21 protein-coding genes are annotated in these 25065 nt (G+C 63.9%); 9 read left to right on the forward strand and 12 right to left on the reverse strand.

Annotated features, from left to right (window positions below):
* The 5 genes from HT585_RS10520 to HT585_RS10540 all read right to left on the reverse strand — a co-directional run bounded on the left by HT585_RS10520 (window position 1) and on the right by HT585_RS10540 (window position 5664).
* Window positions 1-858, reverse strand: a complete 858-nt coding sequence (locus HT585_RS10520; protein ID WP_176352841.1) for a carbohydrate ABC transporter permease — start codon at window positions 856-858, stop codon at window positions 1-3.
* A 10-nt stretch (window positions 859-868) separates the two neighbouring features.
* Window positions 869-1792 carry a carbohydrate ABC transporter permease gene (locus HT585_RS10525; protein WP_176352842.1) on the reverse strand — a complete coding sequence of 308 codons (924 nt, stop codon included), beginning with the start codon at window positions 1790-1792 and terminating at the stop codon, window positions 869-871.
* Window positions 1793-1987: 195 nt separating this feature from the next.
* Complete coding sequence (locus tag HT585_RS10530; protein ID WP_176352843.1) at window positions 1988-3433, reverse strand: ABC transporter substrate-binding protein; 1446 nt, start codon at window positions 3431-3433, stop codon at window positions 1988-1990.
* Between the two features lie 127 nt (window positions 3434-3560).
* Window positions 3561-4529, reverse strand: a complete 969-nt coding sequence (locus tag HT585_RS10535) for a sugar-binding transcriptional regulator (RefSeq protein ID WP_176352844.1) — start codon at window positions 4527-4529, stop codon at window positions 3561-3563.
* Between the two features lie 331 nt (window positions 4530-4860).
* A complete protein-coding gene (locus HT585_RS10540) occupies window positions 4861-5664 on the reverse strand; it encodes a helix-turn-helix transcriptional regulator (RefSeq protein WP_176352845.1) in 804 nt (267 codons plus the stop codon).
* 186 nt (window positions 5665-5850) lie between these two features.
* On the opposite strand from HT585_RS10540, the gene HT585_RS10545 reads away from it, so the two are divergent.
* The 5 genes from HT585_RS10545 to HT585_RS10565 all read left to right on the forward strand — a co-directional run bounded on the left by HT585_RS10545 (window position 5851) and on the right by HT585_RS10565 (window position 10886).
* Window positions 5851-6939, forward strand: a complete 1089-nt coding sequence (locus HT585_RS10545) for a polyamine ABC transporter ATP-binding protein (protein ID WP_176352846.1) — start codon at window positions 5851-5853, stop codon at window positions 6937-6939.
* 52 nt (window positions 6940-6991) lie between these two features.
* Complete coding sequence (locus HT585_RS10550; protein WP_176352847.1) at window positions 6992-8152, forward strand: polyamine ABC transporter substrate-binding protein; 1161 nt, start codon at window positions 6992-6994, stop codon at window positions 8150-8152.
* A gap of 283 nt (window positions 8153-8435) precedes the next feature.
* The gene (locus tag HT585_RS10555) at window positions 8436-9302 is read left to right on the forward strand and encodes an ABC transporter permease (protein WP_176352848.1); all 867 of its coding nucleotides are present in this window, start codon (window positions 8436-8438) and stop codon (window positions 9300-9302) included.
* On the forward strand, window positions 9302-10120 hold the full coding sequence (locus tag HT585_RS10560) for an ABC transporter permease (protein WP_176352849.1): 819 nt from the start codon (window positions 9302-9304) through the stop codon (window positions 10118-10120). Before HT585_RS10555 ends, HT585_RS10560 begins: the two co-directional genes overlap by 1 nt.
* A 4-nt stretch (window positions 10121-10124) precedes the next feature.
* On the forward strand, window positions 10125-10886 hold the full coding sequence (locus HT585_RS10565) for an SDR family NAD(P)-dependent oxidoreductase (protein ID WP_176352850.1): 762 nt from the start codon (window positions 10125-10127) through the stop codon (window positions 10884-10886).
* On the opposite strand, the gene HT585_RS10570 is transcribed toward HT585_RS10565, so the two are convergent.
* The 6 genes from HT585_RS10570 to HT585_RS10595 all read right to left on the reverse strand — a co-directional run bounded on the left by HT585_RS10570 (window position 10887) and on the right by HT585_RS10595 (window position 18452).
* Window positions 10887-12548, reverse strand: a complete 1662-nt coding sequence (locus HT585_RS10570; protein ID WP_176352851.1) for a thiourocanate hydratase — start codon at window positions 12546-12548, stop codon at window positions 10887-10889.
* A 234-nt stretch (window positions 12549-12782) separates the two neighbouring features.
* The gene (locus HT585_RS10575; RefSeq protein WP_176352852.1) at window positions 12783-13112 is read right to left on the reverse strand and encodes a TfoX/Sxy family protein; all 330 of its coding nucleotides are present in this window, start codon (window positions 13110-13112) and stop codon (window positions 12783-12785) included.
* A 15-nt stretch (window positions 13113-13127) separates the two neighbouring features.
* On the reverse strand, window positions 13128-14222 hold the full coding sequence (locus tag HT585_RS10580) for a thiohydantoin desulfurase (protein WP_176352853.1): 1095 nt from the start codon (window positions 14220-14222) through the stop codon (window positions 13128-13130).
* Between the two features lies 1 nt (window position 14223).
* Complete coding sequence (locus tag HT585_RS10585; protein WP_176352854.1) at window positions 14224-15495, reverse strand: Zn-dependent hydrolase; 1272 nt, start codon at window positions 15493-15495, stop codon at window positions 14224-14226.
* Window positions 15492-16871 carry a dihydroorotase gene (locus HT585_RS10590; RefSeq protein ID WP_176352855.1) on the reverse strand — a complete coding sequence of 460 codons (1380 nt, stop codon included), beginning with the start codon at window positions 16869-16871 and terminating at the stop codon, window positions 15492-15494. Before HT585_RS10590 ends, HT585_RS10585 begins: the two co-directional genes overlap by 4 nt.
* A 42-nt stretch (window positions 16872-16913) precedes the next feature.
* Entirely contained in the window at window positions 16914-18452 is a 1539-nt protein-coding gene (locus HT585_RS10595) for an aromatic amino acid lyase (RefSeq protein WP_176352856.1), read from the reverse strand.
* 209 nt (window positions 18453-18661) lie between these two features.
* On the opposite strand from HT585_RS10595, the gene HT585_RS10600 reads away from it, so the two are divergent.
* A complete protein-coding gene (locus tag HT585_RS10600) occupies window positions 18662-19858 on the forward strand; it encodes a LysR family transcriptional regulator (protein WP_176352857.1) in 1197 nt (398 codons plus the stop codon).
* Between the two features lie 132 nt (window positions 19859-19990).
* Here the strand turns inward: HT585_RS10600 and HT585_RS10605 are convergent, their stop codons facing one another.
* Complete coding sequence (locus HT585_RS10605) at window positions 19991-21028, reverse strand: GlxA family transcriptional regulator (RefSeq protein ID WP_176352858.1); 1038 nt, start codon at window positions 21026-21028, stop codon at window positions 19991-19993.
* 108 nt (window positions 21029-21136) lie between these two features.
* On the opposite strand from HT585_RS10605, the gene bcoG reads away from it, so the two are divergent.
* The 3 genes from bcoG (at window position 21137) to HT585_RS10620 (ending at window position 24969) form a co-directional block, all read left to right on the forward strand.
* On the forward strand, window positions 21137-22039 hold the full coding sequence (gene bcoG / locus HT585_RS10610) for a 3-dehydrocarnitine:acetyl-CoA trimethylamine transferase BcoG (RefSeq protein ID WP_176352859.1): 903 nt from the start codon (window positions 21137-21139) through the stop codon (window positions 22037-22039).
* An 11-nt stretch (window positions 22040-22050) separates the two neighbouring features.
* Window positions 22051-23541, forward strand: a complete 1491-nt coding sequence (locus HT585_RS10615; RefSeq protein WP_176352860.1) for a carnitine 3-dehydrogenase — start codon at window positions 22051-22053, stop codon at window positions 23539-23541.
* Window positions 23542-23808: 267 nt separating this feature from the next.
* Window positions 23809-24969, forward strand: a complete 1161-nt coding sequence (locus HT585_RS10620; RefSeq protein ID WP_176352861.1) for an acyl-CoA dehydrogenase family protein — start codon at window positions 23809-23811, stop codon at window positions 24967-24969.
* Window positions 24970-25065 lie beyond the last annotated feature (96 nt).

Consider the following 25065-nt stretch of genomic DNA (forward strand, 5'->3'; position numbering starts at 1 on the left):
TTACCCTTTCACCGCGCCAAGCGACAGGCCTTCGACCAGGTAGCGCTGAGCGTAGAGTGCGAGCGCCAGCGTCGGCGTGACCGAGAGAACGATGGCCGAGGCGATCTGCCCATATTGGATGCCTGAAGAAGTGATGAAGGCAAGAGCGCCCACGGTCACCGGCTGCTTGTCGGCGGACGCCAGCACCAGTGCAAAGACGAAATTGTTCCAGGCAAAGATGAAGGCGAGCAGGCCGGCGGCAGCGATCCCCGGACCGGCAAGCGGCAGGGCGATCTTGCGGAAGGTCGCAAACCAGGAATGGCCGGCGATGCGATAGGCATATTCGACGTCGGCCGAGATATCCTCGAAGTAGCCGCGCACGATCCACAGGATGAGCGGCAGGCAGATGAGCTGGTAGACCCAGATCAGGCCGAAGTACGTGTTGGAGAGACCGAGCCACTGGAAATACTGGGTCAGCGGCAAGAGCACCAGGAGCGGCGGCGCAAAGCGGAAGGACAGAAGCGTGAACGCGATGTCCTCCGATCCCTTGAACTTGTGCCGGGCAAAGGCATAGGCCGCGGGAACACCGAGCACCAGCGCCACGGCAACAGAGGTCACCGACAGGAAGATCGAGTTGCCGAGGTTGCGCATGAAGGCGATGTCGAGGGTGCCGGCGGCTGTCTGCAGCTTGCCGGTGATCAACGCCGCATAGTTCGACAGCGTCGGCGAAAACACGATCGACGGCGGGATCGACAGGATCGTCTCGTTCGTCTGGAACGACATCAGGAAAATCCAGAAGATCGGGAACATGAAAAAGACCACGACGAGCGTCAGGGCGACAGCGCGCAGGATCCGTTCGAGGGGAGACGTGGTATCCATTGGAACCTCCTTACGCTTCGCCGCGAGCGCGTTCGCGCAGGCGCAGCCAGTTTTTGATGAAGACGTTGGAGAGCGTGTAGGTGATCGCCCACAGGATGATCAGAAGCGCCGCCGAACGGCCGACATTGGTCGACTGGAAGAAGTTGAGATAGGCCTCGACCTGGAAGACGGTCAGCGTGTTGCCGGGTCCCCCCTGGGTCATCGCATAGATGATGTCGAACTGCTGGATGCTGTCGAGCAATCGGAACAGGGTCGCCGTCAGGATATAGGGCGTCAGCATCGGCAGGGTGATGCGGAAGAACACGAAGCTTCTCGGCACGCCGTCAAGCGCCGCCGCCTCGAACGGTTGGGTCGGCAGCGACCGGAGGCCGGCCAGAAGCAGGATCATGATGAAGGGCGTGTAGACCCAGATATCAACCAGGACCACGGTCAGAAGTGCCGTATCCGGTGATGAGGCCCAGCGAAAATCATGCAGGCCGACGAGGCTTGCGAGGTAGCTCAGGATACCGAAGCTCGGATTGGTCATCAGCTTCCACATCAGCGCGGCCAGCGCCGGCGCGATCATCAGCGGCAGCAGCAGCATGATCGAAATGAAGTTGTTGATGGTGGAGCGGCGCTGCAGGAGCAGAGCGATGCCGAGGCCGAGCAGCAGTTCCAGCGTCACGGTGATGCCGGCATAAAGCAGCGACACCTTCAGCGTGTTCCAGAAGGCCGGGTCGGTGACGAAGTTCAGGTAGTTTTCGCCCCAGTTGAACTGGCGCGCCCAGGGCTGGCTCAGCCGGTAGCGCTGGAACGAGTAGATAACCGCCGTGAAGAAGGGGATGAGAATGCCGATGCACACCAGAAGCGCCGGCAGGCTCAGCACATAGGGAAGCATCTTCCTGCTGATCCTGAAGCCTGACGCCGGTTTGCGGAGGGTTGCTGTTGAAGCCATGTCGAGCTCCGTTCTCTAATTCTTGAAGAAAGCACGCGGCACGCGAGGCGTCTCGCGCCCGCGCCAGTCCATCGGCATCTCAGGTTGTTTTAACGGCTGTAAGCCGAACTTGCGGGACGCCCGGCGCTCAAGTGCCTTTTTGCGTTCGCCTGAACGCGCGGCTCTCAAGTCGCCGGGCATCGCTTGGGAGGCCTATCAGCCGAGACCAGCTTCCTTCAGCTGGCGATCGATGCTTTCGACGAGCTGGTCGAGACCTTCATCGACCGGCACCTGCTTGGCGACCATCTTCTGCAGCGTCGCCGCCCACTCGGTGGTGACGTCGAAGAACAGCGGCTGCGCGGTGAAGTGGATCTTCGCGCCCGGTGCGGAAATATCGTGCATCTCCACATAGCCCGGATAGCTCTTGTTCAGCCGCTCGCGGAATATCTCGTCCTTCCAGACCGACGCGCGAACCGGGTTGACGAAGTCCATCTTGGTCGCGCCGAAGATGGCATGCTCGAGGCCGCTAGCCCATTGCAGGAAGTACCAGGTCGCGTCCTTGTCCTTGGCGAAATTGGACATGGCAAGCGACCAGATCCAGATGTTCGGCGTCGGCGCGGAGGCCGCAGGATTGGCGGCGAACGGCGCGTAGGCCAGCTTGCCGGCCATCTTATTGTCGCCGCCATTCATGAAGTAGCCGAGAATGTCGGCATCGTAGATCATCGCGGAGGCGCCGGCGCCGAGATCGGTGCCGACCTGATACCAGGTGTAGGTCGACCAGTCCTTCGGTCCACTTTCCTGGATCATTGATACCCATTTGGTGTGGAAGGCCTTGGATTCGGCCGTATTCATCGCCGCGGAAAGCTTGCCGTCCGCCGAGACGTTCAGGTCCTTCTGGCCGAAATTGGCGTAGCCCGACAGGAAGCCAGGATGGATCGTCGCCCAGGAGCGCGAACCACGCACGCCGATGCCGTAGACACCGCCGCCGACATCTTTGGTGAGCTTCGCCGCAGCAGCGGAAAGCTCGTCGAGGTTCTTCGGAACGGCGACGCCGGCCTTATCGAACATTTCCTGGTTGTAGGAGAGGTTGTTCTGCTCATAGCCCCACGGAATGCACCATTGCTTGGCGTCTTCCGACCCGAGCGCGCCGCCCGGCTGGCCGTTCCAGGCGCAGGAGTTCTTCACGCCCGGCAGGAAGTCGTCCCAGGCATATTGCGGATTGGTCTTGGTCGGATCCTTGATCCATTCGTTGAGATCGGTGATCCAGCCTGCGGGACCATAGGTCCAGGTCATGTAGGCGCCGGTCATGAAGGCGTCGTACTCGGCAGAGCCAGAGGACAGCGCTGCCGTCACCTTGTCGAAATAGACGTCTTCCGGGAACACGTCATAGGTGACTTCGATGCCGGTCAGATCCTTGAAGGCCTGAAGGTTGGCAATCATCGCATCGGCATAGGGATGCTTGTTCAAAAGCAGCTTCAGCGACTTTCCGGAATGCGCCTTCCAGTCGAAGTCGGCGGCGAGCGCCTGGGTCGATACCATGTTGAAGAGCGTACCGGCCGTGCCGGCGGCAAGGCCCGCAGCACCGAGACCCTTGAGCATGCCGCGACGATCTACCTCTCCGCGCAGAAACGCGCTGATGAGGTCTTTCTCCTTCTCGTACATAAGTCTTCTCCTCCGTTGCGGGTATGATTGCATCATGCGATCACCGGCTACCCGACCGGTATTCCTCCCCCAGAGGCTTGAGAGCGACACCTCCTCGCCCTCGCCTCTCGATCTCGTCAGACACTCCTCATTTGACGTCGGCGGCGAGCGCCCGGGCCGTCTTTTCGTCGGTGATGAGCCCGCTCAACAGGCCGCTGCCAAGCACGGCGCGAATCGCCGGCGTCTTGATCTTGCCGCCGGCAACCGCCACCGTGCGGCGGTCTCTCAGGTCGTCACGGCTCAAGGTGAAGGTGCGGTTCGACAGCGTTGTCTCGATCGGCCGGCCGTCATCGTCGAAGAAGTGGCCGAGCAACTCGCCCTTGCCGCCTCCCCTTTGAATTTCCTCGATCTCGCTCATCTCGATCATGCCGGTAGACACCAGCGACGCCTCACGCTCCGCCGTCCCGATGCCGACCATCAGCAGATCGGCGGTCTTGGCGAGATCAAAGACCTCGCGCACGCCGCGCTGGCTGAAGAGCACGTCACGGTCTTCGACCGTGTTGGCGAAGAACGGAACGGGCATGACATAGGCTTCAGCACCCGTTCGCTCGGCCAGCCGGTGGATCACGTCGTGCGGATTGGCCGAAAACTTGCGGGTGAGCCCGCCGAGCAGTGAGACGAACCGGGTGTTGTTGCTGGTCGTTCGCGGCAGATATTCGACGCACGCGGCAAGCGTGCGGCCGTGGCCAACACCGACGAGCGCGGTCTCGCCGCGCTCGATCTCGCGCTTCAGGAACTGCGCGCCCGATATGCCGAGCGCCTTCAGCGGCAGATCGTCCGCATCGAAATCCGGCACCACCTCGCAGTAGTCGAGACCATACCGCGCCGAGAGCTTCTGCTCCAGCTCGACGCATTCCGACACTTCGCCATCGATATAGACCTTCACCAGGCCTTCCTGGTTGGCCTTCATGATCAGGCGGTGCGCTTTGAGCGACGTCAGCCCCAGCCGCTTGGCCACCTCCGCCTGGGTCAGGCCGCCCGCGTAGTGCAGCCAGGCCGCCCGCGTCGCCATGCTGGTTTCGTCGTCGCGAAGGTTTGCACCGCCGATGATCGCCATCGTTTCCACCCGGATCTTTTATGCTGCAGCGCATGATAAATTTTGCACCGCATGATATTTTTATCTCGTTGATGAAAGAAATTTCATGTCGTGAAAAAAATGTCAAGCAAGAACGTACGTGGTGTGATCACGGTTCGTGGATCAGCGGGAGTGATGGGGACCAAGGGTGGATTTGATGCGGGCGCCAGGGGCCAAGAGCCGATGCCAAATGTAGACGGGAACGGCAAAAAGCCGGACCGAAGGCTTGACCGCTTTGGTCGTCGGAGAAAACGGCACCAATCCGTATCGACGATAGGGATGCCGGTTAAACTGCTGCTACGAGCGGGCCGGCCTACTGGCCGAGATTGCGCAGATAGAGCGAGAGAAGCTGCGTCTGCGAGGAGATGCCGAGTTTGCGGTAGACGTTGCGGCGGTGAACCTTGACCGTGCCGGTGGAGATGCCGAGCTTCAGACCGATCGATTCCGACGAATGCCCCTGCAGCACCAGTTCGATGATCGCGGCTTCACGCTCCGTCAGATTGAGATGTTGCCAGACGCCGTCGGCCGGTGGATGTGTGGATTTCCGGCGGCTGCGACCCGTCTTAGCCAAAGCCGCATCGAACCGGCGGCCGAGATCGGCCCAATGGTGGCGCACCAGTGCGGAGACCAGCGGTTCGACCTTCTTCAACAGGGCGAATTCCGCAGGACTGAAAGACCCCGTCGCCTCGCGTCGCATCAGTGACAACACGACGGTGATCTCGTCGCTGATCGGCACGAAGAAGCCGACCTCTTCCGCCAGGCCCGTCTGCACGTAGTAAGTCCGATAGTATTCGCTGGAGAAAAAACGGTCCGGCGCCCGCTCGCGCATCCGCCAGACACCCGGCTTGCCCTCGCAGGCCGCATGGTAAAACGGGTCGAGCAGATAGGGGCCGGCCTGATAAAGGCTGACGAACAGCACGTGATCCCTGGCATTGAAGGTGCTGTAAAGGTCGATCGGCCGTTCCTTGCCGCGATAGGCGAACACCACCACGTAATCGAAGGTCATCAGCGTCGACATCAATTGCCGATAGGCCGAGCCCACGGCCTCGTCGTCCATCACCGCCCCGTCGACCATGGGCGCCAGGACCTGAAATAACCCCTCGAGATCGATGCCCAAACCGCTCTCCCGCCGATCCGGCCCTGTTTAGGGGTATACTCCTCCCACAAGCCATTCTGAGTTAAAATACCTCTCTCGGGGTATATACCGGCACCGGGCGCTTTGACTAGGCTGCTTGTCAATGACGGTGGAGCACCAGGGCATCAGCGCCTTGGCGGTATCCGACAACAACCGCAGGGAACAGACGTGACATCCGCTTCGACGAACGACATCGAGTTCCGTTCGGTCGCCAAACGCTATGGCAGCGTGACCGCCGTTTCGGACATCAACTTCGCGGTGCCCAAGGGCGCCTTCATGGCGCTGCTCGGCCCTTCGGGCTGTGGCAAGACCACCTGCCTGCGCATGATCGGCGGCTTCGAACAGCCGAGCGAGGGCACGGTCTATATCAGCGGTGAGGCGATGAACGGCGTTGCCGCCTACAGGCGCCCTGTTAACATGGTGTTCCAGCAGTATGCGCTGTTTCCCCATCTCGATGTCGAGCAGAACGTCTCCTACGGCTTAAGGCAGATGCGGCCGCGCATATCAGGCGCTGAGATTTCGCGCCGCGCCCAGGAAGCGCTGGAGATGGTGCGGCTTGGCGGCTTCGGCAAACGCCGGATCCACGAAATGTCCGGCGGCCAGCAGCAGCGCGTGGCGCTTGCCCGCGCCATCGTCAACAAGCCGAAGGTGCTGCTGCTCGACGAACCCTTGGCAGCGCTCGACAAGAAGCTGCGCACCGCCATGCAGATCGAGCTGCAGACGCTGCAACGAGACCTCGGCATCACCTTCGTGCTCGTCACCCACGACCAGGAAGAAGCGCTGTCGATGAGCGACTTCGTCTGCGTCATGAATGCCGGCCGCATCGTCCAGGTGGGTCCGCCGCAGGACATTTACGACCGTCCGGCAAGCCTGTTCGTCGCCGATTTCGTTGGCAAGACCAACCGGATCGCTGCCACCGTCGACACCGGCGGCGCGTCGGTGGTGTTTGCCGATGGCACGCGGGTTGCCGCTCCGGTTGCCACGACGCCGAGCGCAGGCGCCGCCATGGTCGCCCTGCGCCCCGAAGCGATCAGCCTGAAACGCAACGGCGCGGCTGGCACCGCCGCCCTCTCGGGCATCGTCACCCATCGCATTTTCCTGGGATCGTCGGTCGAATATTCCGTCGATGTCGACGGCCTCGGCGACTTTCTCGTCACCGCCGACCGCAGGGCGCTCGGCGACGGCGATCTCGTCGAGCCCGGTGACAGGGTCGGCCTCGCCTTCGATCCCAACGCGCTCCACGTCTTTCCGGCCTGACTGGGCCACACCTGCTGATGCATGAACGTCAAACGATAAAGGGAACAGCGTCATGACCAAATGGTACAGAGAAAATGCCCCGATTACCGCCGACAAGCTTGCCGACGAGCTGATGCGCCTGAAGCGCGGCTCGGTCAGCCGCCGCCACTTCCTCGGCGTGACCGGCCTTGGCCTTGCAACCGCGGTGCTGGCGCGCCAGCCCGGCCTGTTCAGCTCGACCGCCTTCGCGCAGGATCTCGGCACACAAATGTCGATCGCCACCTGGCCGAACTACCATGACCCCGCCACCTTCGAGGCGTTCCAGGCTGCAACCGGCGTTGCCGTCGAAGTCAACGTCTTCGGCTCCAACGAGGAGATGCTGGCCAAGCTCCAGGCCGGCGGCACCGGCTGGGACCTTTTCGTGCCCACCAACTACACCATCTCCACCTATGTGAAGCTCGGCCTGATCGACGAACTCGATCTTTCCAAGCTGCCGAACTACGACGCCGCGACCGAAACCGCGCGCTTCACCAACGAGGGCGTCGTCGACGGCAAGACCTATGCCGTGCCGAAGAACTGGGGCACCACCGGCATCGCGCTCAACTCGAGCAAGATCAAGACGCCCGTCACCAGCTGGAAGGACTTCTTCGAGGTCGCCATGACCGAGGCCGACGGCCGAGCCATGGTGCACGACTACCAGCTGACCACCATCGGCAACGCGCTGGTCTCGCTCGGCTATTCGTTCAATTCCACCAAGCCGGAAGAACTGGCCAAGGCCGAGGAACTCTTGATCAAGGTGAAGCCGCATCTCTACGCCATCAACAGCGATTACCAGCCGTCGATGCGCGCCACCGACGCCTGGATGACCATGTGCTGGACCAATGACGGCGCCCAGCTCAATCGCGACATGCCGGAAATCCAGTTCGTGCTCGGCAAGGACGGCGGCGAGATCTGGTCGGACTTCTACGCGATCCCGAAGAGCGCCGCCAACAAGGCGGCCGGCTATGCGCTGCTCAACTACCTGATGAAGCCGGAAAACGCCGTCAAGGAGCACATCGCCAACGGCGCGCCCACCACCGACAGCCGTGTGCTGAAGCTGCTTCCGGCCGACGTCACCGGCAACAAGATCGTCTATCCGGACGAAGCCTCCCTGACGCCGCTCGAATTCGGCGCCGCGGTGACGCTGACGGATCCGGGCCGGGCCGAACTGATGGCACGTTTCAAGTCGGCTTGAGCTGGCATGGGGCTACCCACGCGGAGAGGGAACGCCCTCATCCACGTCGTGAGGCGCCCCTCATCCGCCCGCCGGCACCTTCTCCCCGTTCTGACGGGGAGAAGGGACAAACAGCAAGCTCCCGTTCCCATCTCCCGCCGGCCGGGCAAGGGGAAGCAAGGCCGGCGCCACACGTCCCTTCGCCCCGCAAGCGGGGAGAAGGTGGCCGGCAGGCCGGATGAGGGGCCTGCCTCGTCGCGCCGATGGGCAGACAAGACTGGTGAAATTCGAACGGATGAACCTTATGCCTATGGCAACGAACACGAAGAGAAACCTGGTGACGGCAGCGCTGGTGGCGCCGGCGGCGGCATGGCTGATGATCTTTCTCGTGCTGCCGTTCATCGCCATGCTGGTGTTCGCCTTCGGCGAGCGCGCGCCGGAAGGCGGCTATCAGGCGGCCTTTACCTTCGCCCAGTTTGCAAGACTTCCGACACGCGCGGCCGCCTTCTGGAACACGATGGTGCTGGCGCCGGTCGGTGCGCTCGTCTGCCTGCTTGTCGCCTACCCCGTCGCCTACTATCTCGCGGTCAAGTCCGATCCGCGCTACCGCCTGATCCTCGTGTCGCTGGTGGTCGTGCCCTTCTGGACGAGCCTGCTCGTGCGCACCTACGCCTGGATGTACATTCTCGGCTCGCGCGGCATTCCCAATCTGCTGTCGATGATCGGGCTTGAGGATGTGCGCCTGTTGAATACGCCCGGCGCCGTGCTGCTCGGCATCGTCTATGGCTACCTGCCGCTGATGATCATGCCGATCTATGTCAGCCTCGAAAAGCTCGATCGCCGACTGCTGGAAGCCTCGGCCGACCTCGGCGCAAGACCCGTGTCGACCTTCTTCGGCGTCACCCTGCCCCTGTCGCTGCCGGGCGTGATGACCGGCGTGGCGCTCGTCACCATCCTGCTGCTCGGCGAATACCTGATCCCGCAGCTTCTCGGCGGCGGCAAGGTCTTCTTCATCGGCAATGCGCTGGTCGATCTCTTCCTGCAATCGCGAAACTGGCCCTTCGGCTCGGCAATCGCCGTAACGCTGGTGGCCGTGGTCGTGGTGATCCTGATGGTGGCTATGCGCATCGCCTTCCGGGTCGCCGGCACAAGACAGGTGGATCTCGTCTGATGCGCACCTTCATCTCCTCGGTCTACATCTTCCTTTACGCGCCGATCGCACTCGTCGTCTTGTTCTCGTTCAATGCCGGACGCAGCGCCAGCGAGTTCACCGGGTTTTCGACCGCCTGGTACGGCAAGGCGCTCGGCAATACCTTCCTGGTCTCGGCGCTGCAGAACAGCCTGATGATCGCCTTTACCAGCGCGACGCTCGCGGCAATCTTCGGCACCATGGCCGCACTCGGCATGGAGCGGCTGGCGCCGCGCAACCGCGCGATCTTCGATGCGCTCTTTGCAGCGGCCATCGTCGTTCCCGGCGTCGTCATCGGCATCGCCACGCTGGTGGCGCTCGTTGCCGTCTTTTCCTTCGTCAATCCGGCGCTGGCAACGATCTGGCCGGGTGACCAGCCGCCGCAGTTCGGGCTCGGCTATGGCTCGATCATTGCCGCCCACGGCCTTTTCTCGATGGCGCTCGTCACCATGATCGTGAAAGCCCGCATCGCCAGCCTCGGACGCGATATCGTCGAGGCCTCAAGCGATCTCTATGCGACGCCGCTCACCACATTCCGGCTGATCGTGCTGCCGCAGATCCTGCCGTCGATCCTCGCCGGCTTCCTGCTCGCCTTCACTTTCTCCTTCGACGATTTCATCATCGCCTTCTTCGTCGCCGGCTCGAAGACGACCTTGCCGATCTACGTCTTCGCCTCGATCCGCCGCGGCGTGACGCCCGAGATCAACGCGATCGCGACACTTGTGCTGGTCGCCTCGCTGCTCCTGATCCTGACCGCCCGCATCCTGATGCGGGATAAAAAACCGAAATCCGGGGAGTGAACAGATGATCCTGAAAGACCGGGTCGCGATCGTGACCGGAGCGGGCTCCGGGATCGGAAAGGCGGGTGCTGCCATCATGGCACGCGAGGGCGCCCACGTCGTCATAATCGACCGCAGCGTCGAGGCGGGTAGCCTCACCGTCGACACCATTCGCGCCATGGGCGGCAAGGCCGAGGCTGTCACGCTCGACGTCACCGACGACGCGGCCCTTGCCGACGGCATCGCCGACATCCTCTACCGCCACGGCCGCATCGATATCCTGCACAACCATGCCGGCGCGCAGGTTGCCGGCGATCTCGAAGGTGTCGAGATTTCCGGTTTCGACCGGTCCTGGAACCTCAACGTGCGCGCCCATTTCATGGCCGCCCGCCTGGTCATGCCGTCGATGAAGGCCGCCGGCCGCGGCGTCATCGTCAACACGTCATCGTCGTCGGGCGTGCTCTACGACCGCGAGATGATCGCCTACACCACGACCAAGCATGCCGTTATCGCCATGACCAAGCAGATGGCCGGCGACTACGCCCGCCACGGCATCCGCGTCAACGCGCTCTGCCCCGGCTGGGTCGATACCCCCTTCAACGACCCCTTCATCGCCCAGATGGGCGGCCGCGGCGCGATCGAAGCCTATATCCGCGAGAAGGTCCCGCTCGGCCGCTGGGCCAGCGTCGAGGAGATCGCCGAGTCGATCCTGTTTCTGGTGTCCGACCGCTCGTCCTACATGACCGGTCAGATCCTGGTTGTGGATGGCGGCGAGACGGTGGTGTGATCAGTCGAGCCTGAGATGCCCGATACCCTTGGCGGCGATCTCCTCGAAACTTTCGTCATAGCCCGCGTCCGCATAGCGGATAACACCGAGGGACGTATCGTTAGTGAGCGCATGATCCAGCCGCTCGTCGGCATCCGGCGTGCCGTCGGCAACCACCGTCACGCCGCAACTCGTCATGTAGCCGGCATAACCTCCCCCGCCCGAATGGATGACGACGAGGTCGGCCATCGACGAGCAGAGCAGCATGGCATCGAGCAAGGGCCAGTCGGCGATGGCGTCCGATCCGTCCTTCATCCGCTCGGTCATGATGTTGGGATGGGCCATGGCGCCGGCATCGAGATGATCGCGCGAGAAGGCGACGGGTCCTTTCAGTTCGCCCGACGCCACCAACTCATTGACGCGCCGCGCCAGCGCCGTCCGCTCGCCATGGCCGAGCCAGGCGATACGCGCCGGCAACCCTTCGAACGGGATGTGCTCGCGCGCAAGCCTGATCCAGTTGGTCACGATCCTGTTGTCCGGGAACATGTCGAGCAGCAGGTCGTCGATGCGGGCGATGTCGCTCTCCTCGCCCGATAGTGCCATCCAGCGGAAAGGGCCGATGGCGCGGGCAAAAAGCGGGCGCAGATAGGCCTCGGTAAAGATCGGGATGTCGAATGCGTTGGCGACGCCGCCGTCGCGCGCCTGCGTGCGGATCAGGTTGCCGTTGTCGAAGACTTCGGCGCCCTTTTTCTGGAAGTTGAGCATCGCAGTGACGTGCTCGACGATCGAGGCCCGGCTTGCGGCCATCAGTTGCCCTTGGCCGTCGTCGCGCAGGGATTTGACCTGATCGATCGTCATGCCCTTCGGCACGTAGCCATAGACGAGATCGTGCGCCGAGGTCTGGTCGGTCACCACATCGGGCACGATGCCGCGTCTTGCGATCTCGGGATAGATCTCGGCGGCATTGCCGACGAGGCCTACGGAAAGCGCCCGCTTTTCCTTCACTGCCGCATCGATCATCGACAGTGCCGTGTCGAGATCCGGCGCGATCTCCTGGAGATAGCCGATGTCCCGGCGCTTCTTCGCCCGCTCCGCATCGATGTCGACACAGAGGATCGCAGCCCCTGCCATGCGGCCGGCAAGCGGCTGCGCCCCGCCCATGCCGCCGAGGCCCGCGGTCAGCACGAAGCGGCCTGAAAGATCGCCGCCGAACCGGCGCTCGGCGATGCGCATGAAGATCTCGTAGGTGCCCTGGATCACGCCCTGGCTGCCGATATATTGCCAGGCGCCCGCCGTCAGCCCGCCCCAGCAGATCAGCCCCTTGCGCTGCAGCTCGTAGAAGACCTCGGCCTTTGCCCATTGCCCGACGATGTTGCAATTGGCCATGATCACCAGCGGCGCCTTGGCATGGGTCTTCAAGAGCCCCACCGGCTTGCCGGACTGGATGATCAGCGTCTGGTCCTCGTCCATCTCGGTGAGCGCCTTGACGATGGCGCGGTGCGCCGGCCAGTTGCGCGCCGCCTTGCCGAGGGCGGCATAGACGATGAGATTGTCCGGGTCTTCGCCGACGGAGAGCACATTTTCGAGCAACCGCAGCAAGGCTTCCTGCCGCCACCCCTTGGCGCGCAGCTCCGGTCCGCCGGGGATCGGAAAATTCGGATGACGGGGGTTGGCCTTGGGCATCGTCTCGTTCCTCGTTGTTGTCTCTGCGGGCGTGCCCACTCATTCGTGGCACGGAAAAGGGCGGCCCCTCACCCTAGCCCTCTCCCCGCTGGCAGGGACGGCGCAATGCCTGCCACACGCACCGCGGATGGAAGCGGCCACGTCCCCTCTCCCCGCCTGCGGGGAGAGGGCTAGGGTGAGGGGCAATTCACCACACACATCGGTAAGGGCCGATCAAACCCACCCGCCTCTCATTCACTTCGGTGGCAGCGTCTCGACGAAGGCGAACGCCCCATCCAACAGCCGCTTGCGTAAGCGGTCGTCGCCATAGGCATTGGCGCCTGCCCGCACCCAACCATGCATCGCCCGACCGTTCATCACCATCAGCTCGATATCGGGCAGTGCCAGCGCCCAACCGTCATTGCCTTTGCCGAGCCTGACCAGCAGCGATCCTTCGCGCGAACCCAGGAGCAGATTGCCATGAAGCAGAAACGCCCAGCCCCCGAACATCGCCTTTTCCGAGAGCCCGGCGCGATCGCCGAGCTCCTCCCGGATCAACTCTTCCAGCCCCGCATCGCGCGCCATGATCGTCTCCCGTGATTACCGTCCAGCAAGCGCGTAGCGCGCAAGCTCGATGCCCATCGCTTTCTCCACCGAAGGGTAAACGCTCGGGTCGAGCACACTGGAGGCAAGCGGAATTACCGTCTTCGGCACATGCAGCACGAAGATCGTCATGCCCACCTGCAATTGCCCGACGCTCAAGGGTTCGCCCTCCGGCGACAGCGTGGTGATGACGTCGGGGAAGGTCGCAAGCCTCTCGCCTTCCGCAGAGTCAACCGCCATGTATTCGTTCATCACGTGCAATACGGTTGAGTCAGATCCCTTCCCCAACGTCACGGTGCCAATGTCGAAGGCTTCCTTGGTGTAGACCACCGACTTGTCGGTAATCACCCCTTCGGCAAGCAGCGCGCCATTGGTCGTCTTGACCATCGCATCGATTATGGCGCTGCCACCCTTTGCCTCGGCCGCGATGATCGCCTCGCCGAGCGCCAGCGCCAACGAGATACCGCCGAGCGCCGCATTGTCCCTGACATAGGAGGCCCGCACCGGATTGCGGCAGGAGGCGATGAAGCCGCCGGACATGTCCGACGCCGTGCGCAGGATCGGCGAGACCTTGGCTGTGGCACCACGCACCACCAACTCGATATAGCGGTTCTCGTCGCGGTTTCCGCCGACGGCCGTCTGGATCATCGGTTCGGGCGAGCCGGCAAGGCCGATCGAGCCCATGTCGCCGGTCGGATGCGCCCGGATGTCGCCGACGGCATCGACCACCTTGGTGCCGAGGATCGCCGACGGCAGCCAGCCGTTCAGCGTCGAGGACTTGCCGTTCTGGCCGATGATCAGCCCGGAAAGCTTTTCGCCCAGCGCCTCCTGCAGAAGCTGCACCGCCTTGACATAGTCGACGCCGCGCATTTCCCAGGGGGTGGTCGAGGCGGGCGCGCCGATAGCAGCCGCCGTCGCCACCCAGTCGTTCGCGTCCAGTTCGTCGATCGATACCAGCTCCGGCTTGCCGATCGAGACGGCGGCATAGCCGAGCATGCGGCCGTGGTCGGCCCAGCCGCCACCGCCCGCGGCATAGACGGAGCCGCCCTTGACCGCTGCCTCGACATCCGTTTCCTTGAGTATCCGGCCCATCTTATCCCTTCTCCTGCAAGCGTTTGTCGAGCCTCTTCACCGCTTCGAAGAGAACGGCAGCCCCGAGCGCAATGTCGTCATTTTCCGCCCATTCTTCCGGCGCATGCGAGCGCCCGCCGAGGCACGGGATGAAGATCATCGCCGAGCGGGTGATGCGCCCCATCCAGGCGGTGTCGTGGCCGGCACCGGACGCCATGCGCCGGTGCCTGGCGCCGATCCCGTCGCAGCTTTCTTCCAGTGCCAACAGCAGAAGCGGGTCGCCGGGCGTTGGGGGATTGTCGGAAATCACATTGGCAGGCGCGATCGTCACGCCGGCGGCTTCGGCGATGTCAAGGCAAAGCGGTCGAAGCTCGGCGAGGAACCGCTCCATCTGTGACCGCAACTCGGCGCGGGCGTCGATGAGCAGGCGCACCTTCGAGGGAACGACATTGGCCGCATTCGGTTCGATCGAGAACTCGCCAACCGTCGCCGTGAAATGCCCCTCGCCCCTGGAAAATTCCGTCGCGAGCCGTTCGATCGCGAGCACCAGCCGCGAGGCTGCGACAAGCGCGTCGCGGCGGTGGCCCATCGGCGTCGTGCCGGCATGATCCGCCTGGCCCTCGACGACGATCTCGATGCGGGTGATACCGGAAATGGCGGTGACGACGCCAATGTCCAGTCGCCCCGTCTCCAGCACCGGCCCCTGCTCGATATGCAGTTCCAGAAACGCCTTGATGTCGGAGCGCTTCAGTGCTGAAAGCCGTGACGGATCGCCGCCGACTTCGACGATGCCCTGCCGCAGGCTCAATTCGCCCTGCACCCGGCTCAGCCAGCCATCCGGCAGGATGCCGGCCATGCCGCGGCTGCCGACGCAGGAAACGCCGAAGATCGACACTTCCTCCGCCAGGAAGTCGACGATCTCCAGATCATGGTCGAGTTCGATGCCGGCATCCGAAAGCGCACGCGCCACCTCGAGGGCCGCTGCGACACCGGCAATGCCGTCGAAGCGGCCGCCCTCCGGCACCGTGTCGGAATGCGAGCCCAGCATCAGCGTGCCCAGCGCCGATTTTCGCCCCTTGCGCCGGCCGATGAGATTGCCGGCGGCATCGATCCGTGTCTCCAGGCCGGCCGCGCGGAAGCGGCGATCGAGGAACGCTCGGCCCTCCAGGAACAGAGGCGTGAAGGCGCGCCTCGTATAGGGCCGATCCGGCTCGGTGATACCCGCAAGCCCGTTGACGATGCCGGCGATCCGGCCCGCATCTACGGGCAAATTGGTCTTGACGCTGGTGCTCATCGGGCCTCCTGCAGGGCCAGGGTCTGAAGCGGGCGAACGAATGCGCCGGTGCCGGGCTTGGCAACGACAGTCCGTCCGTCAAACGCAAGCGCACCCCGCAGATAGGTGGCAGACACCCGCCAGGGCAGCCGGATTCCGTTATAGGGCGACCAGTCGACGACATTGTTGCCGCTAGTCGCCGCATCGTAAGTGTAGGGCTCCGGCGTCATGACGATGATGTCAGCATCCTTGCCGACTTCGAGCGCACCCTTGCAATGGTCGAGCCGGAAATGCCGTGCCGGGTTCAGCGTCATCAGCTCGGCCGCCCGCGTCAAAGGGATGCCGCGCTCCAGCGCGCCCTTGATGAAGAGCGGCACCATCACTTCGAGGCCCGGCACGCCGGAGGCGTTGGCGAGCATATCCGGGTTGGTCTTGCGATCCTCCGACCAGCTGACGTGATCGGTCGAAACCATCGTCACCGTGCCGTCGGCCACATGCCGCCAGAGCTTTTCCACCTCGGCGCGCGGCCGGATCGGCGGGTTGATCTTGGCCTTGCCGCCGAGCTGGCGCACGTCGTTCTCCTCGTCCAGCGTCAGGTAGTGAATGCAGCACTCGATCGTCGCCGCGTGGCCCTGGGCGCGGTAGGCGGCGGCGATCTCGTAGCCGCGGCCGAGCGAGCAGTGCACCACATGCGCCGGGCATCCGGTCACAGCGCCAGTCTCGTAGATCTGGTTGGTCGCCAGCAGCTCCGTCAGCGGCGGGCGGGACAGGCCGTGGGCGCGATAGTCGGCAATGCCCGAAGCCTTGACCCTTTCGATCGCGGCGCGCACCGCCTCGTCATCCTCGTTGTGAACGCCTGCGGCCAGTCCCGTCGGCGCGATCGCGCGAAAGCAATCCTCGAGCAGGGCTGCAGGAATACGCGGAAAGCGCTTGGGATCGGTGCCGAAGGTGGAGAACTTGAAGGCTGCGACGCCGGCCTCGACCATTTCGAGGATGCGGGCCGGTCCCTCCTCGGGATCGACGGTGCCGTAGAGTGCGAAGTCGACGCGCGCCTGCGGGCTCGCATGCTCCACCTTGTAGGCAACCGCCTCGGCCGAGCAGACCAGATTGCCCTCGTCATAGGGCATGTCGACGATCGTGGTCACGCCACCGGCCGCAGCCGACCGCGTCGACCAGACGAAATCCTCCTGGTTTTTCTGCGACAGCGAATGCACCTGCGCATCGACGGCGCCGGGCAGGATCATCGCGGTTCCGAGATCGTGGCGTTCACGGGCTGCGGGTGCGGCCCCCTGCCCGACATGCACGACCTTGCCGTCGCGCACCGCCACATGCCCGCCCTCGACGATCCGGTGCGGAAGGACAACGGTGCCTTTCAGGACAAGATCGAAATCGGACATCGTGCTCTCCCCTCGGATCAGGCTTGCTGGATCAGCCTTGCATCACTTACCCAGCGCAAAGAAGTCGTCGAACTCCGGCATCGGCGCCATTGAAACGAAGGTGCGCAAGAGGTCATGGCAGGTAAAGGCCTGCTGCAGCGCCTCGATCTCCTTCGAAAGCGGCCGGTCCTTGATGTACATCGGGCTGATCGAGCGGGTGCGCTCATGCGCAAGCTTGACGATCCCCTGCGGCGCGTCGCCGACGAGGTCGATCGCCTGCGACGAAAGGATCGCCTCGATCGCCGCCAGCTGCCGGAGGTCCCGCACCTGCGTTTCCATGCGCTCGACGATCAAGGGCAGGAAGGTCGCCTCCTCCTCCAGCCCGCCGGCAACGACGATCGACTGGGCTGAAAGCGGCACGGCCATCGACTGCACGCGCATGTAAAGTTCGACCGCAAGCTTCATCAGTGGGCCAAGACCAGTCGCGACTTCGCCCGGTGCCACCAGGTTGACCGGAAGATTGCGGCGTCCGCCGTTCGACAGAAGGATGCAGCGGTTGAGCACGTTGCGCGCCACATGCGAAAAGGCGATCTGCGCCGTCTCGACATAGAGGGTCGTGGTCAAGGGCAACGATGCGCCCGACGCATGCACCTGGCCGCCGAGCACCACCGGATTGTCGTCGGAGAGATAGGTCGCCTCGACCAGCCGGCCGGCCCCCACCAGCAGAGTATCGACGACAGCGCCGAACACCTGGGCGGTCATGCGCAGGCTCAAGGGATCGTGGATCGCCGTCGGCAAGGGCCAGTCGGCAACGCCGGACTGGCCGTAGAGCCAGGAGCCGACCAGCGCCTCGCCGCGCGTCGACAGCGTTGCGGCCACCCGCCACGGATCGGCCGAGGCGCCGAGCGCCTGCGACGACATCACGCCCGTGACCAGCAGCACGCGGATGGCCGCTGCGGCCTCGCGCAGCACGTCGGCCGCCGCAGAATAGGCGATCGCGTTGACGCTGAGGGCGGCCAGCGCATCGCGTGGCCGCATCACCAGGGGGGAAAGTCCGGCATCGGCCAGTGCCGTTTCGGCCGGCACCAGCCGGCCGCGATGATAGGCTTCGCCGACCCCGGTCAGGACGGCGGCGATCTGCCCCATCAGCCCGATGTCGGCGCAGCCCATCGAGCCATGGCGGCGCACCGCCGGAATGATGTCGTGTTCGATCAGCGCGAGAAAGGCCGTGATCAGCTCGGGACTGCATCCCGTGTGCCCGCGCATCGCGGTGTTGCAGCGAATGGCGATTGCCTTGCGCACGATCGGCACCGTGAAGAACTCGCCGGTGCCGAAATGATGGGCGCGCACCAGAGACGTGTTGAACTCGGCCAGATCGTCGGCCGTCCAGAGCCGGTCCTTCATCGATCCGACGCCGGTGTTGGAGCCGTAAACCGGCAGGCCGAGCGCGACGCGATCGGCAATCACCTTGTGGGCAGCCGCAACCCGCTCCATGCCGCCCTCGTCCGCGACCGGCCGCGCAACACCCGAGCCGATTTCCTCGAGCGTCGCGAAGTCGAGCGGTTTCCCGCACAGAACGATGGACTTGACCTGTTGCAGCATGCCGAAAATACCCTACCGCGCGGTGCGCCTCGACGCCGAAACGATGCGTGGATGCAAAGACTTGATGCGATCCGCTCCTTTGGACGAGGGATTGCCTTTCAGCATGCTATGCGGTTTGCCCGTTCGCGTGATATATCCCAAATCCTGAACGGGAGATGCCAAAGGTTGAACGCCAATGTGACGACCATGGCAGCGGGAGGATTTGCGCCATGGATATCGCCACGATCCTGCTCGTCGAGGCCGTGATGAATGAAGGCGGCATTCGGCGCGCTGCCACCTCTCGCGGTCGCGCGCCATCGAGCGTCAGCGCCGCCGTTCGCCGCTTCGAGCAGGCCGTTTCGATACCGCTTTTCCGCCGCGATGGCGGCCTCATGGCCCTGACCCTGGAGGCCCGCGCGCGTCAGGCCGATGTGGCCGAGGCTGCTACCACCATCCGCGCGGTGCTCGCCAAAAGCAGCGGGGAACCGACGACCGCCATTCCGGCCGTCGGCCTTGTCGCGCTCGATCGGTTCGTACGGATCGCGCACGCCGGCAGCATCCGAGCCGCTGCCCGCACTCTCGGCCTCGGTCAACCGCAACTGACGCGGCAGATCGCCGACCTCGAACGCCATCTGCAATGCCTGATGTTCGAGCGGTCGCATGGCGGGATCGCCTGCACGCCGATTGCTCTTGAGATCCTCCCCGAGATCGAGCGCCTGCTCGACACCTGGGCCCGGCTGACCCGCGCGTCTGCCGACCGATTCCGCCGCGACGTTACCACCTGGCGGCTCGGCGCCGTCATGCCGCTCGGGCCGGAAAGCGAGATTGCCCGCATGCTGGCGGCATTGACGGCCACCTGGCACCGCTCCCGTCCCAGGCAATCCCTGTTCATTTCCAGCACCACTGCTGATGAGCTTCTGGCCGGTCTCAAGAGCCGGCGCTTCGATGCAGCCCTCCTCGATATCGCCGGCATCCCGCCTGATTTGGACGGCCGGCTCGTGACCGAAACGCCGCTGGTACTTGCCGGCCCGGCACCGGCATTATCGGAGATGGGCGGCGATATCCCGCGGCTGCTCGCCACCTGCCCCATCGCCGTGCCGAGCGCCCGCAGCGGCCTTCGTCGCGAGGTCACCCGCTTTCTCGAAGACACGCTCAGCGATGCCGAGCGCCGCCGGGTGACGCTGGTCGAAGTCGATTCCATCCCCGTCATCATCAACCTCGTCAGCCATCACGGCTATCTCTCAGTGCTGCCGGAAACGTCGCTGTCGCGCATCCATCGCCCCCCGGCGATGATCCGGCTGGGAGCCCAGTACCGCCAGTCGCTGACGCTGATCTGGCCGCGCGGCGCCTTTTCCAGCGAGGTTGGCGACCTGATGATCGGCATGATGAAGACGGGCCCGCAAGCGACGACAACCATGCCGGCGTGATTACGACCAGCGGAATCACTTCGTCACGATCTGCCGCCACCCCATGAAACGACTCGGCAATATCGCGCTGCTGAACCAAGCCGTGAGCTTGCTGAATCCGAGTCTCAGGATCCGCACTTGCCTGCGAGCAATTCAGGCTTGGCCATTCGATTTCGCCTTGCCGATCGCTCCATCCGTCGAGCGTGTACGATCCTCGGCACCATGGCCAAGCTTCAGCCGGCGACGCGTCTCGCTCGGGCTTTCGCGGTAGTGCGCGCGGTAACTGCGCGAGAAGGACGATGACGAGTTGAAACCGGAGATCGCGGCGATATCGGCAAACTCCATGCGCGTCTCGATCACCTTGCGCCGGGCCGCGTTGAGCCGCAGCGCCAGGTAATGTTCATGCGGCCCCACCCCCATCGTATCGCGAAACAGGTCCTGCAGATGGCGGACGCTGACGCCGATGCGGCGGGCGAGGCGCGCGAGCGTCAACGGCGCTTCCACCGTTTCCTCCATCAGCTTGACGGCGGCGCCGACGCGGGGGTCGAGGATGCGCATGTTGCCGATCGCCGGCATCTGCAGGAGATCGCCGCGGGTGCGCTCTTGCTCGTAGATGAACAGCCGGGACACTTCGAGCGCCAGCGAATAGCCGTGCGCCCGGCGGATCAGTTCCAGCATCAGGTCGAGCGTCGGCAGCGATCCACCTGTCGTGATGCGCTTGCCATCGATGACGAAGCGTTCGCGCACCATGGTCACCTGCGGATAGCTGGCGGTGAAATCCTCGAAATCCTCCCAGTGGGTGGTGGCCCTGGACGTATCGAGCAGGCTGGTTTCGGCCAGCAGCCAGGAGCCGGATTCGATGCCCGCCATCAGCTCGCGGTGCCGCGCCGTCTGCGACAGCATCATCTTCAATTGCGAGGTGGCGCTGCGCTGCCAGTTGTAGCTTGAGAGAATGAACAGCGGCGCCGTCTCGCGTTGCGGCCGGAAGGCGCCGGAGACGGGAATAGGAATGCCGCTTTTTGTCTCGATCGGCTCGCCGTCAGGGCTGTAGATCGTCCAGTCATAGAGCGGCCTCCCGGCGATGCGGTTGGCGGCGCGCATCGGCTCGATAACCGAGGCAACCAGGATCAGATTCGTCTCCGGCAGCACCAGGATATCGACGTGCTGCACCTGCGAAACGTTCTGATCCATCTGCAAACTTCTCCACCCCGTTGCCGATAATGTACAATCTGGAACCGATTATGAAAAGCAGCGCCGTCGTTCTTGGCTCGTAATGGCCTCAATAAAAGGGAGACAGCAATGCCGCTCAGCATGAACCGCGAGGTATTCATCACCTGTGCCGTCACCGGCTCAGGAGACACCGTTTCAAAGTCCAGCCATGTTCCGATCACGCCGAAACAGATCGCCGAAGCGGCGGTCGAGGCGGCCAAGGCAGGCGCTGCCGTGATCCACTGCCATGTTCGCGATCCGGAGACCGGAGCCCCCTCCCGCAGGCTTGACCTCTACCGCGAAGTCACCGACCGCATCCGCTCCGCCGATATCGACATCGTCTTGAACCTGACGGCCGGCATGGGCGGAGACCTGGTGTTCGGCAATGTCGAGAGCCCCTTGCCCGTCAACGAGAAATTCACCGACATGGCCGGCGCCACCGAGCGTGTCGCCCATGTGGCCGAATGTCTGCCGGAGATCTGCACGCTCGACTGCGGCACCATGAACTTCTCGCTCGGCGACTACGTCATGACCAACACGCCGTCGATGCTGCGCGAAATGGCGCGACAGATGACGGCGCTCGGTGTGCGCCCGGAGATCGAGGCCTTCGACACCGGCCATCTCTGGTTCGCAAAGCAGCTCGCCGAGGAAGGCCTGATCGAGGATCCGGTGCTGATCCAGCTCTGCATGGGAATCCCATGGGGCGCGCCCGACGATCTCAACACCTTCATGGCCATGGTCAACAACGTGCCTGCCAACTGGACCTTCTCGGCCTTCTCCATCGGCCGCAATGCGCTCGCCTATCCGGCAGCAGCAGTCCTTGCCGGCGGCAACGTTCGCGTCGGCCTCGAAGACAACCTCTACATCGGCAAGGGCCAGCTCGCGACCAACGGCGCGCTCGTCGAAAAGGCGGTCGGCGTCATCGAGGGCATGGGCGCCAAGATCATCGGGCCGGATGAGGTCCGCAAGAAACTGAAGCTGACAAAGCGCTGAGCGGGGATATCATGAGCCAGATCAAGAATGCAGCCTGCGTCGGCGGCGGTGTTATCGGCGGCGCCTGGGTGGCACGCTTCGCGCTTGCCGGCATCGACGTAAAAATCTTCGATCCGCATCCGGAAGCCGAGCGCATCATCGGCGAAGTCATGGCCAATGCCGAGCGCGCCTATGCCATGCTGACCATGGCGCCACTGCCGCCCAAGGGAAAACTCATCTTCTGCAAAAGCATCGAGGAAACCGTCAAGGACGCTGATTGGATTCAGGAAAGCGTGCCCGAGCGGCTGGAGCTGAAGCGCGGTGTCATCACCCAGATCGACGCGGCGGCACGGCCCGACGCGCTGATTGGCTCGTCGACTTCGGGCCTGCTACCGTCCGATCTGCAGGCCGAGATGAAGCATCCCGAACGCATGTTCGTGGCGCATCCCTATAACCCTGTCTACCTTCTGCCGCTGGTCGAACTCGTCGGCGGCAAGAAGACCTCGAAGACGACGATCGAGCGCGCCATGCTCGGCGTCGAGCAGATCGGCATGAAGGGCGTCGTCATCGCCAAGGAGATCGAGGCCTTCGTCGGCGACCGCCTGCTCGAAGCGCTCTGGCGCGAGGCGCTGTGGCTGATCCAGGACGACATCTGCGATACCGAGACGCTCGACAACGTCATGCGCTATTCCTTCGGCATGCGCTGGGCGCAGATGGGCCTGTTCGAGACCTACCGCATCGCCGGCGGCGAAGCCGGCATGCGCCACTTCCTCGCCCAGTTCGGCCCGTGCCTCAAATGGCCGTGGACCAAGTTTACCGACGTGGTCGATCTCGACGATGCGCTGGTGGAAAAGATCGGCGCCCAGTCGGATGCGCAGGCCGCTGGCCGCTCGATCCGCGAGCTTGAGCGCATCCGCGACGAAAACCTGGTCGGCATCATGCACGCGCTGAAATCGGGCAATGGCGGCGAAGGCTGGGGCGCTGGCAAGCTGCTCGCCGATTTCGAGGCCAAGCTCTGGGCCAATGCCAAGAAGCCTGAAGCGGACCTGGGCGACGTCAAGCCGCTGCACATTCTCGACACCAAGGTCAGCGCTGCCTGGGTCGATTATAACGGCCACATGACCGAGCATCGTTACCTCCAGGTGTTCGGGGATACTTCCGACGGCCTGTTGCGCCTGATCGGCGTCGACCTCGAATACGTCCGCGACGGCCACAGCTACTATACGGTCGAGACCCATATCCGCAATCTCGGCGAGGCCAAGCTCGGCGATGCGCTCTATTCGACCTGCCAGCTCCTGTCCTCGGACGAAAAGCGCCTGCATCTGTTCTCGACGATCTACAATGCCGCGACGAAGGAAGCGGTCGCCACCGCCGAGCAGATGATGCTGCACGTCGACAGCAAGGCCGGCAAGTCGGTCGCAGCACCTGCCAAGGTGCTCGACAAGCTGAAGGCGATCACCGAGGCGCATGCAGGTCTGCCGACGCCCGAAGGCGCCGGACGGTTCGTCGGCCAGAAGCGCTGACTGCGCCAAAGCGGGCAATGTCGGGCGACGGCCCCTCATCCCGCTGCCGCGACCTTCTCCCCGTAGACGGGGAGAAGGGATCTGCCGCAACCGCTCGTTCCTTCAAAGGTCGCAGCGGTTCTTGATGGCCGAGACGGTGCGATACTCGAGAGGCATCCCCTCTCCCCGCCTGCGGGGAGAGGGTTAGGGTGAGGGGCAGGACAGGCATGCCAGCGGCCGATGGGGAGATCGGCCACCGGCACGCAGACAGAACGCGAGGGAGAACACATGAATTTTGCACTGACCGAAGAACAGCAGATGATCGTCGACACGGTCAGGAGCTTTGTCGAAACCGAAATCTATCCGCATGAAGACGAGGTCGAGCGCACCGGCGTGGTACCCCGCGAACTCGGCCAGGACATTGCCCGCAAGTGCAAGGCGCTTGGATTCTTCGGCTGCAATTTCCCCGAAGAAGTCGGCGGCGCCGGTTTGGATCACACGTCCTTCACGCTGGTCGAGCGCGAGCTTGGCCGCGGCTCGATGGGCCTCACCGTTTTCTTCGGCCGTCCTTCGGGCATCCTGATGGCCTGCAACGACGAGCAGCGGGAAAAATACCTGCTGCCGGCCGTCAAGGGCGAAAAGTTCGACGCACTCGCCATGACCGAGCCGGATGCCGGCTCCGACGTGCGCGGCATGAAGTGTTTTGCCCGTCAGGACGGCGACGACTGGATCGTCAACGGCACCAAGCATTTCATCAGTCATGCCGACATCGCCGACTTCGTCATCGTCTTCATCGCCACCGGCGAAGAGGACACGCCGCGCGGGCCGAAAAAGAAGATCACCTGTTTCCTCGTCGATCGCGGCACGCCCGGCTTCGAGATCCGCAAGGGCTACAATTCGGTCTCGCATCGCGGATACAACAACTGCGTCCTGACCTTCGACGATTGCCGCCTGCCCTCCGCCCAGATCCTCGGCGAGGTGCACAAGGGCTTCGACGTCGCCAACGACTGGCTGTTTGCAACCCGGCTGACGGTGGCGGCGACCTCGGTCGGCCGCGCCCGCCGAGCCTTCGACTATGCGCTGAACTATGCCGCCGAGCGCAAGCAGTTCGGCAAGCCGATCGGCGCCAACCAGGGCGTCTCCTTCAAGCTCGCCGACATGATCACCGAGATCGACGCCGCCGACCTCCTGACGCTGTCGGCTGCCTGGCGCCTTGACAACGGCCTGCCCTCCAACCGCGAAATCGCGTCCGCCAAGGTCTTCGCCACCGAAATGCTCGCCCGCGTCACGGACGAGGCGATCCAGATCTTTGGCGGCATGGGCCTGATGGACGACCTGCCGCTCGCCCGCTTCTGGCGCGACGCCCGCGTCGAGCGCATCTGGGACGGTACCTCCGAAATCCAGCGCCACATCATCAGCCGCGACCTGCTCCGGCCGCTGGGAGCGTGACGGGATGACAACGGTTTTCGCTCCCCCCCTCATTCCCGTGCTCGTCACAGGAATCCAGCAGCGGCACGTCCGTGCCGCGCATGACCAGAACACGAC

Source organism: Ensifer oleiphilus (assembly GCF_013371465.1).
Lineage (GTDB): Bacteria > Pseudomonadota > Alphaproteobacteria > Rhizobiales > Rhizobiaceae > Ensifer > Ensifer oleiphilus.

Bases quoted from the DNA above. Each gene is read 5' to 3' on its own strand.
- HT585_RS10520 (WP_176352841.1), bottom strand. From the start codon at position 858: ATGGATACCACGTCTCCCCTCGAACGGATCCTGCGCGCTGTCGCCCTG.
- HT585_RS10525 (WP_176352842.1), bottom strand. From the start codon at position 1,792: ATGGCTTCAACAGCAACCCTCCGCAAACCGGCGTCAGGCTTCAGGATC.
- HT585_RS10530 (WP_176352843.1), bottom strand. From the start codon at position 3,433: ATGTACGAGAAGGAGAAAGACCTCATCAGCGCGTTTCTGCGCGGAGAG.
- HT585_RS10535 (WP_176352844.1), bottom strand. From the start codon at position 4,529: ATGGCGATCATCGGCGGTGCAAACCTTCGCGACGACGAAACCAGCATG.
- HT585_RS10550 (WP_176352847.1), top strand. From the start codon at position 6,992: ATGACCAAATGGTACAGAGAAAATGCCCCGATTACCGCCGACAAGCTT.
- HT585_RS10555 (WP_176352848.1), top strand. From the start codon at position 8,436: ATGCCTATGGCAACGAACACGAAGAGAAACCTGGTGACGGCAGCGCTG.
- HT585_RS10560 (WP_176352849.1), top strand. From the start codon at position 9,302: ATGCGCACCTTCATCTCCTCGGTCTACATCTTCCTTTACGCGCCGATC.
- HT585_RS10565 (WP_176352850.1), top strand. From the start codon at position 10,125: ATGATCCTGAAAGACCGGGTCGCGATCGTGACCGGAGCGGGCTCCGGG.
- HT585_RS10570 (WP_176352851.1), bottom strand. From the start codon at position 12,548: ATGCCCAAGGCCAACCCCCGTCATCCGAATTTTCCGATCCCCGGCGGA.
- HT585_RS10575 (WP_176352852.1), bottom strand. From the start codon at position 13,112: ATGGCGCGCGATGCGGGGCTGGAAGAGTTGATCCGGGAGGAGCTCGGC.
- HT585_RS10580 (WP_176352853.1), bottom strand. From the start codon at position 14,222: ATGGGCCGGATACTCAAGGAAACGGATGTCGAGGCAGCGGTCAAGGGC.
- HT585_RS10585 (WP_176352854.1), bottom strand. From the start codon at position 15,495: ATGAGCACCAGCGTCAAGACCAATTTGCCCGTAGATGCGGGCCGGATC.
- HT585_RS10590 (WP_176352855.1), bottom strand. From the start codon at position 16,871: ATGTCCGATTTCGATCTTGTCCTGAAAGGCACCGTTGTCCTTCCGCAC.
- HT585_RS10595 (WP_176352856.1), bottom strand. From the start codon at position 18,452: ATGCTGCAACAGGTCAAGTCCATCGTTCTGTGCGGGAAACCGCTCGAC.
- HT585_RS10600 (WP_176352857.1), top strand. From the start codon at position 18,662: ATGGATATCGCCACGATCCTGCTCGTCGAGGCCGTGATGAATGAAGGC.
- HT585_RS10605 (WP_176352858.1), bottom strand. From the start codon at position 21,028: ATGGATCAGAACGTTTCGCAGGTGCAGCACGTCGATATCCTGGTGCTG.
- bcoG (WP_176352859.1), top strand. From the start codon at position 21,137: ATGCCGCTCAGCATGAACCGCGAGGTATTCATCACCTGTGCCGTCACC.
- HT585_RS10615 (WP_176352860.1), top strand. From the start codon at position 22,051: ATGAGCCAGATCAAGAATGCAGCCTGCGTCGGCGGCGGTGTTATCGGC.
- HT585_RS10620 (WP_176352861.1), top strand. From the start codon at position 23,809: ATGAATTTTGCACTGACCGAAGAACAGCAGATGATCGTCGACACGGTC.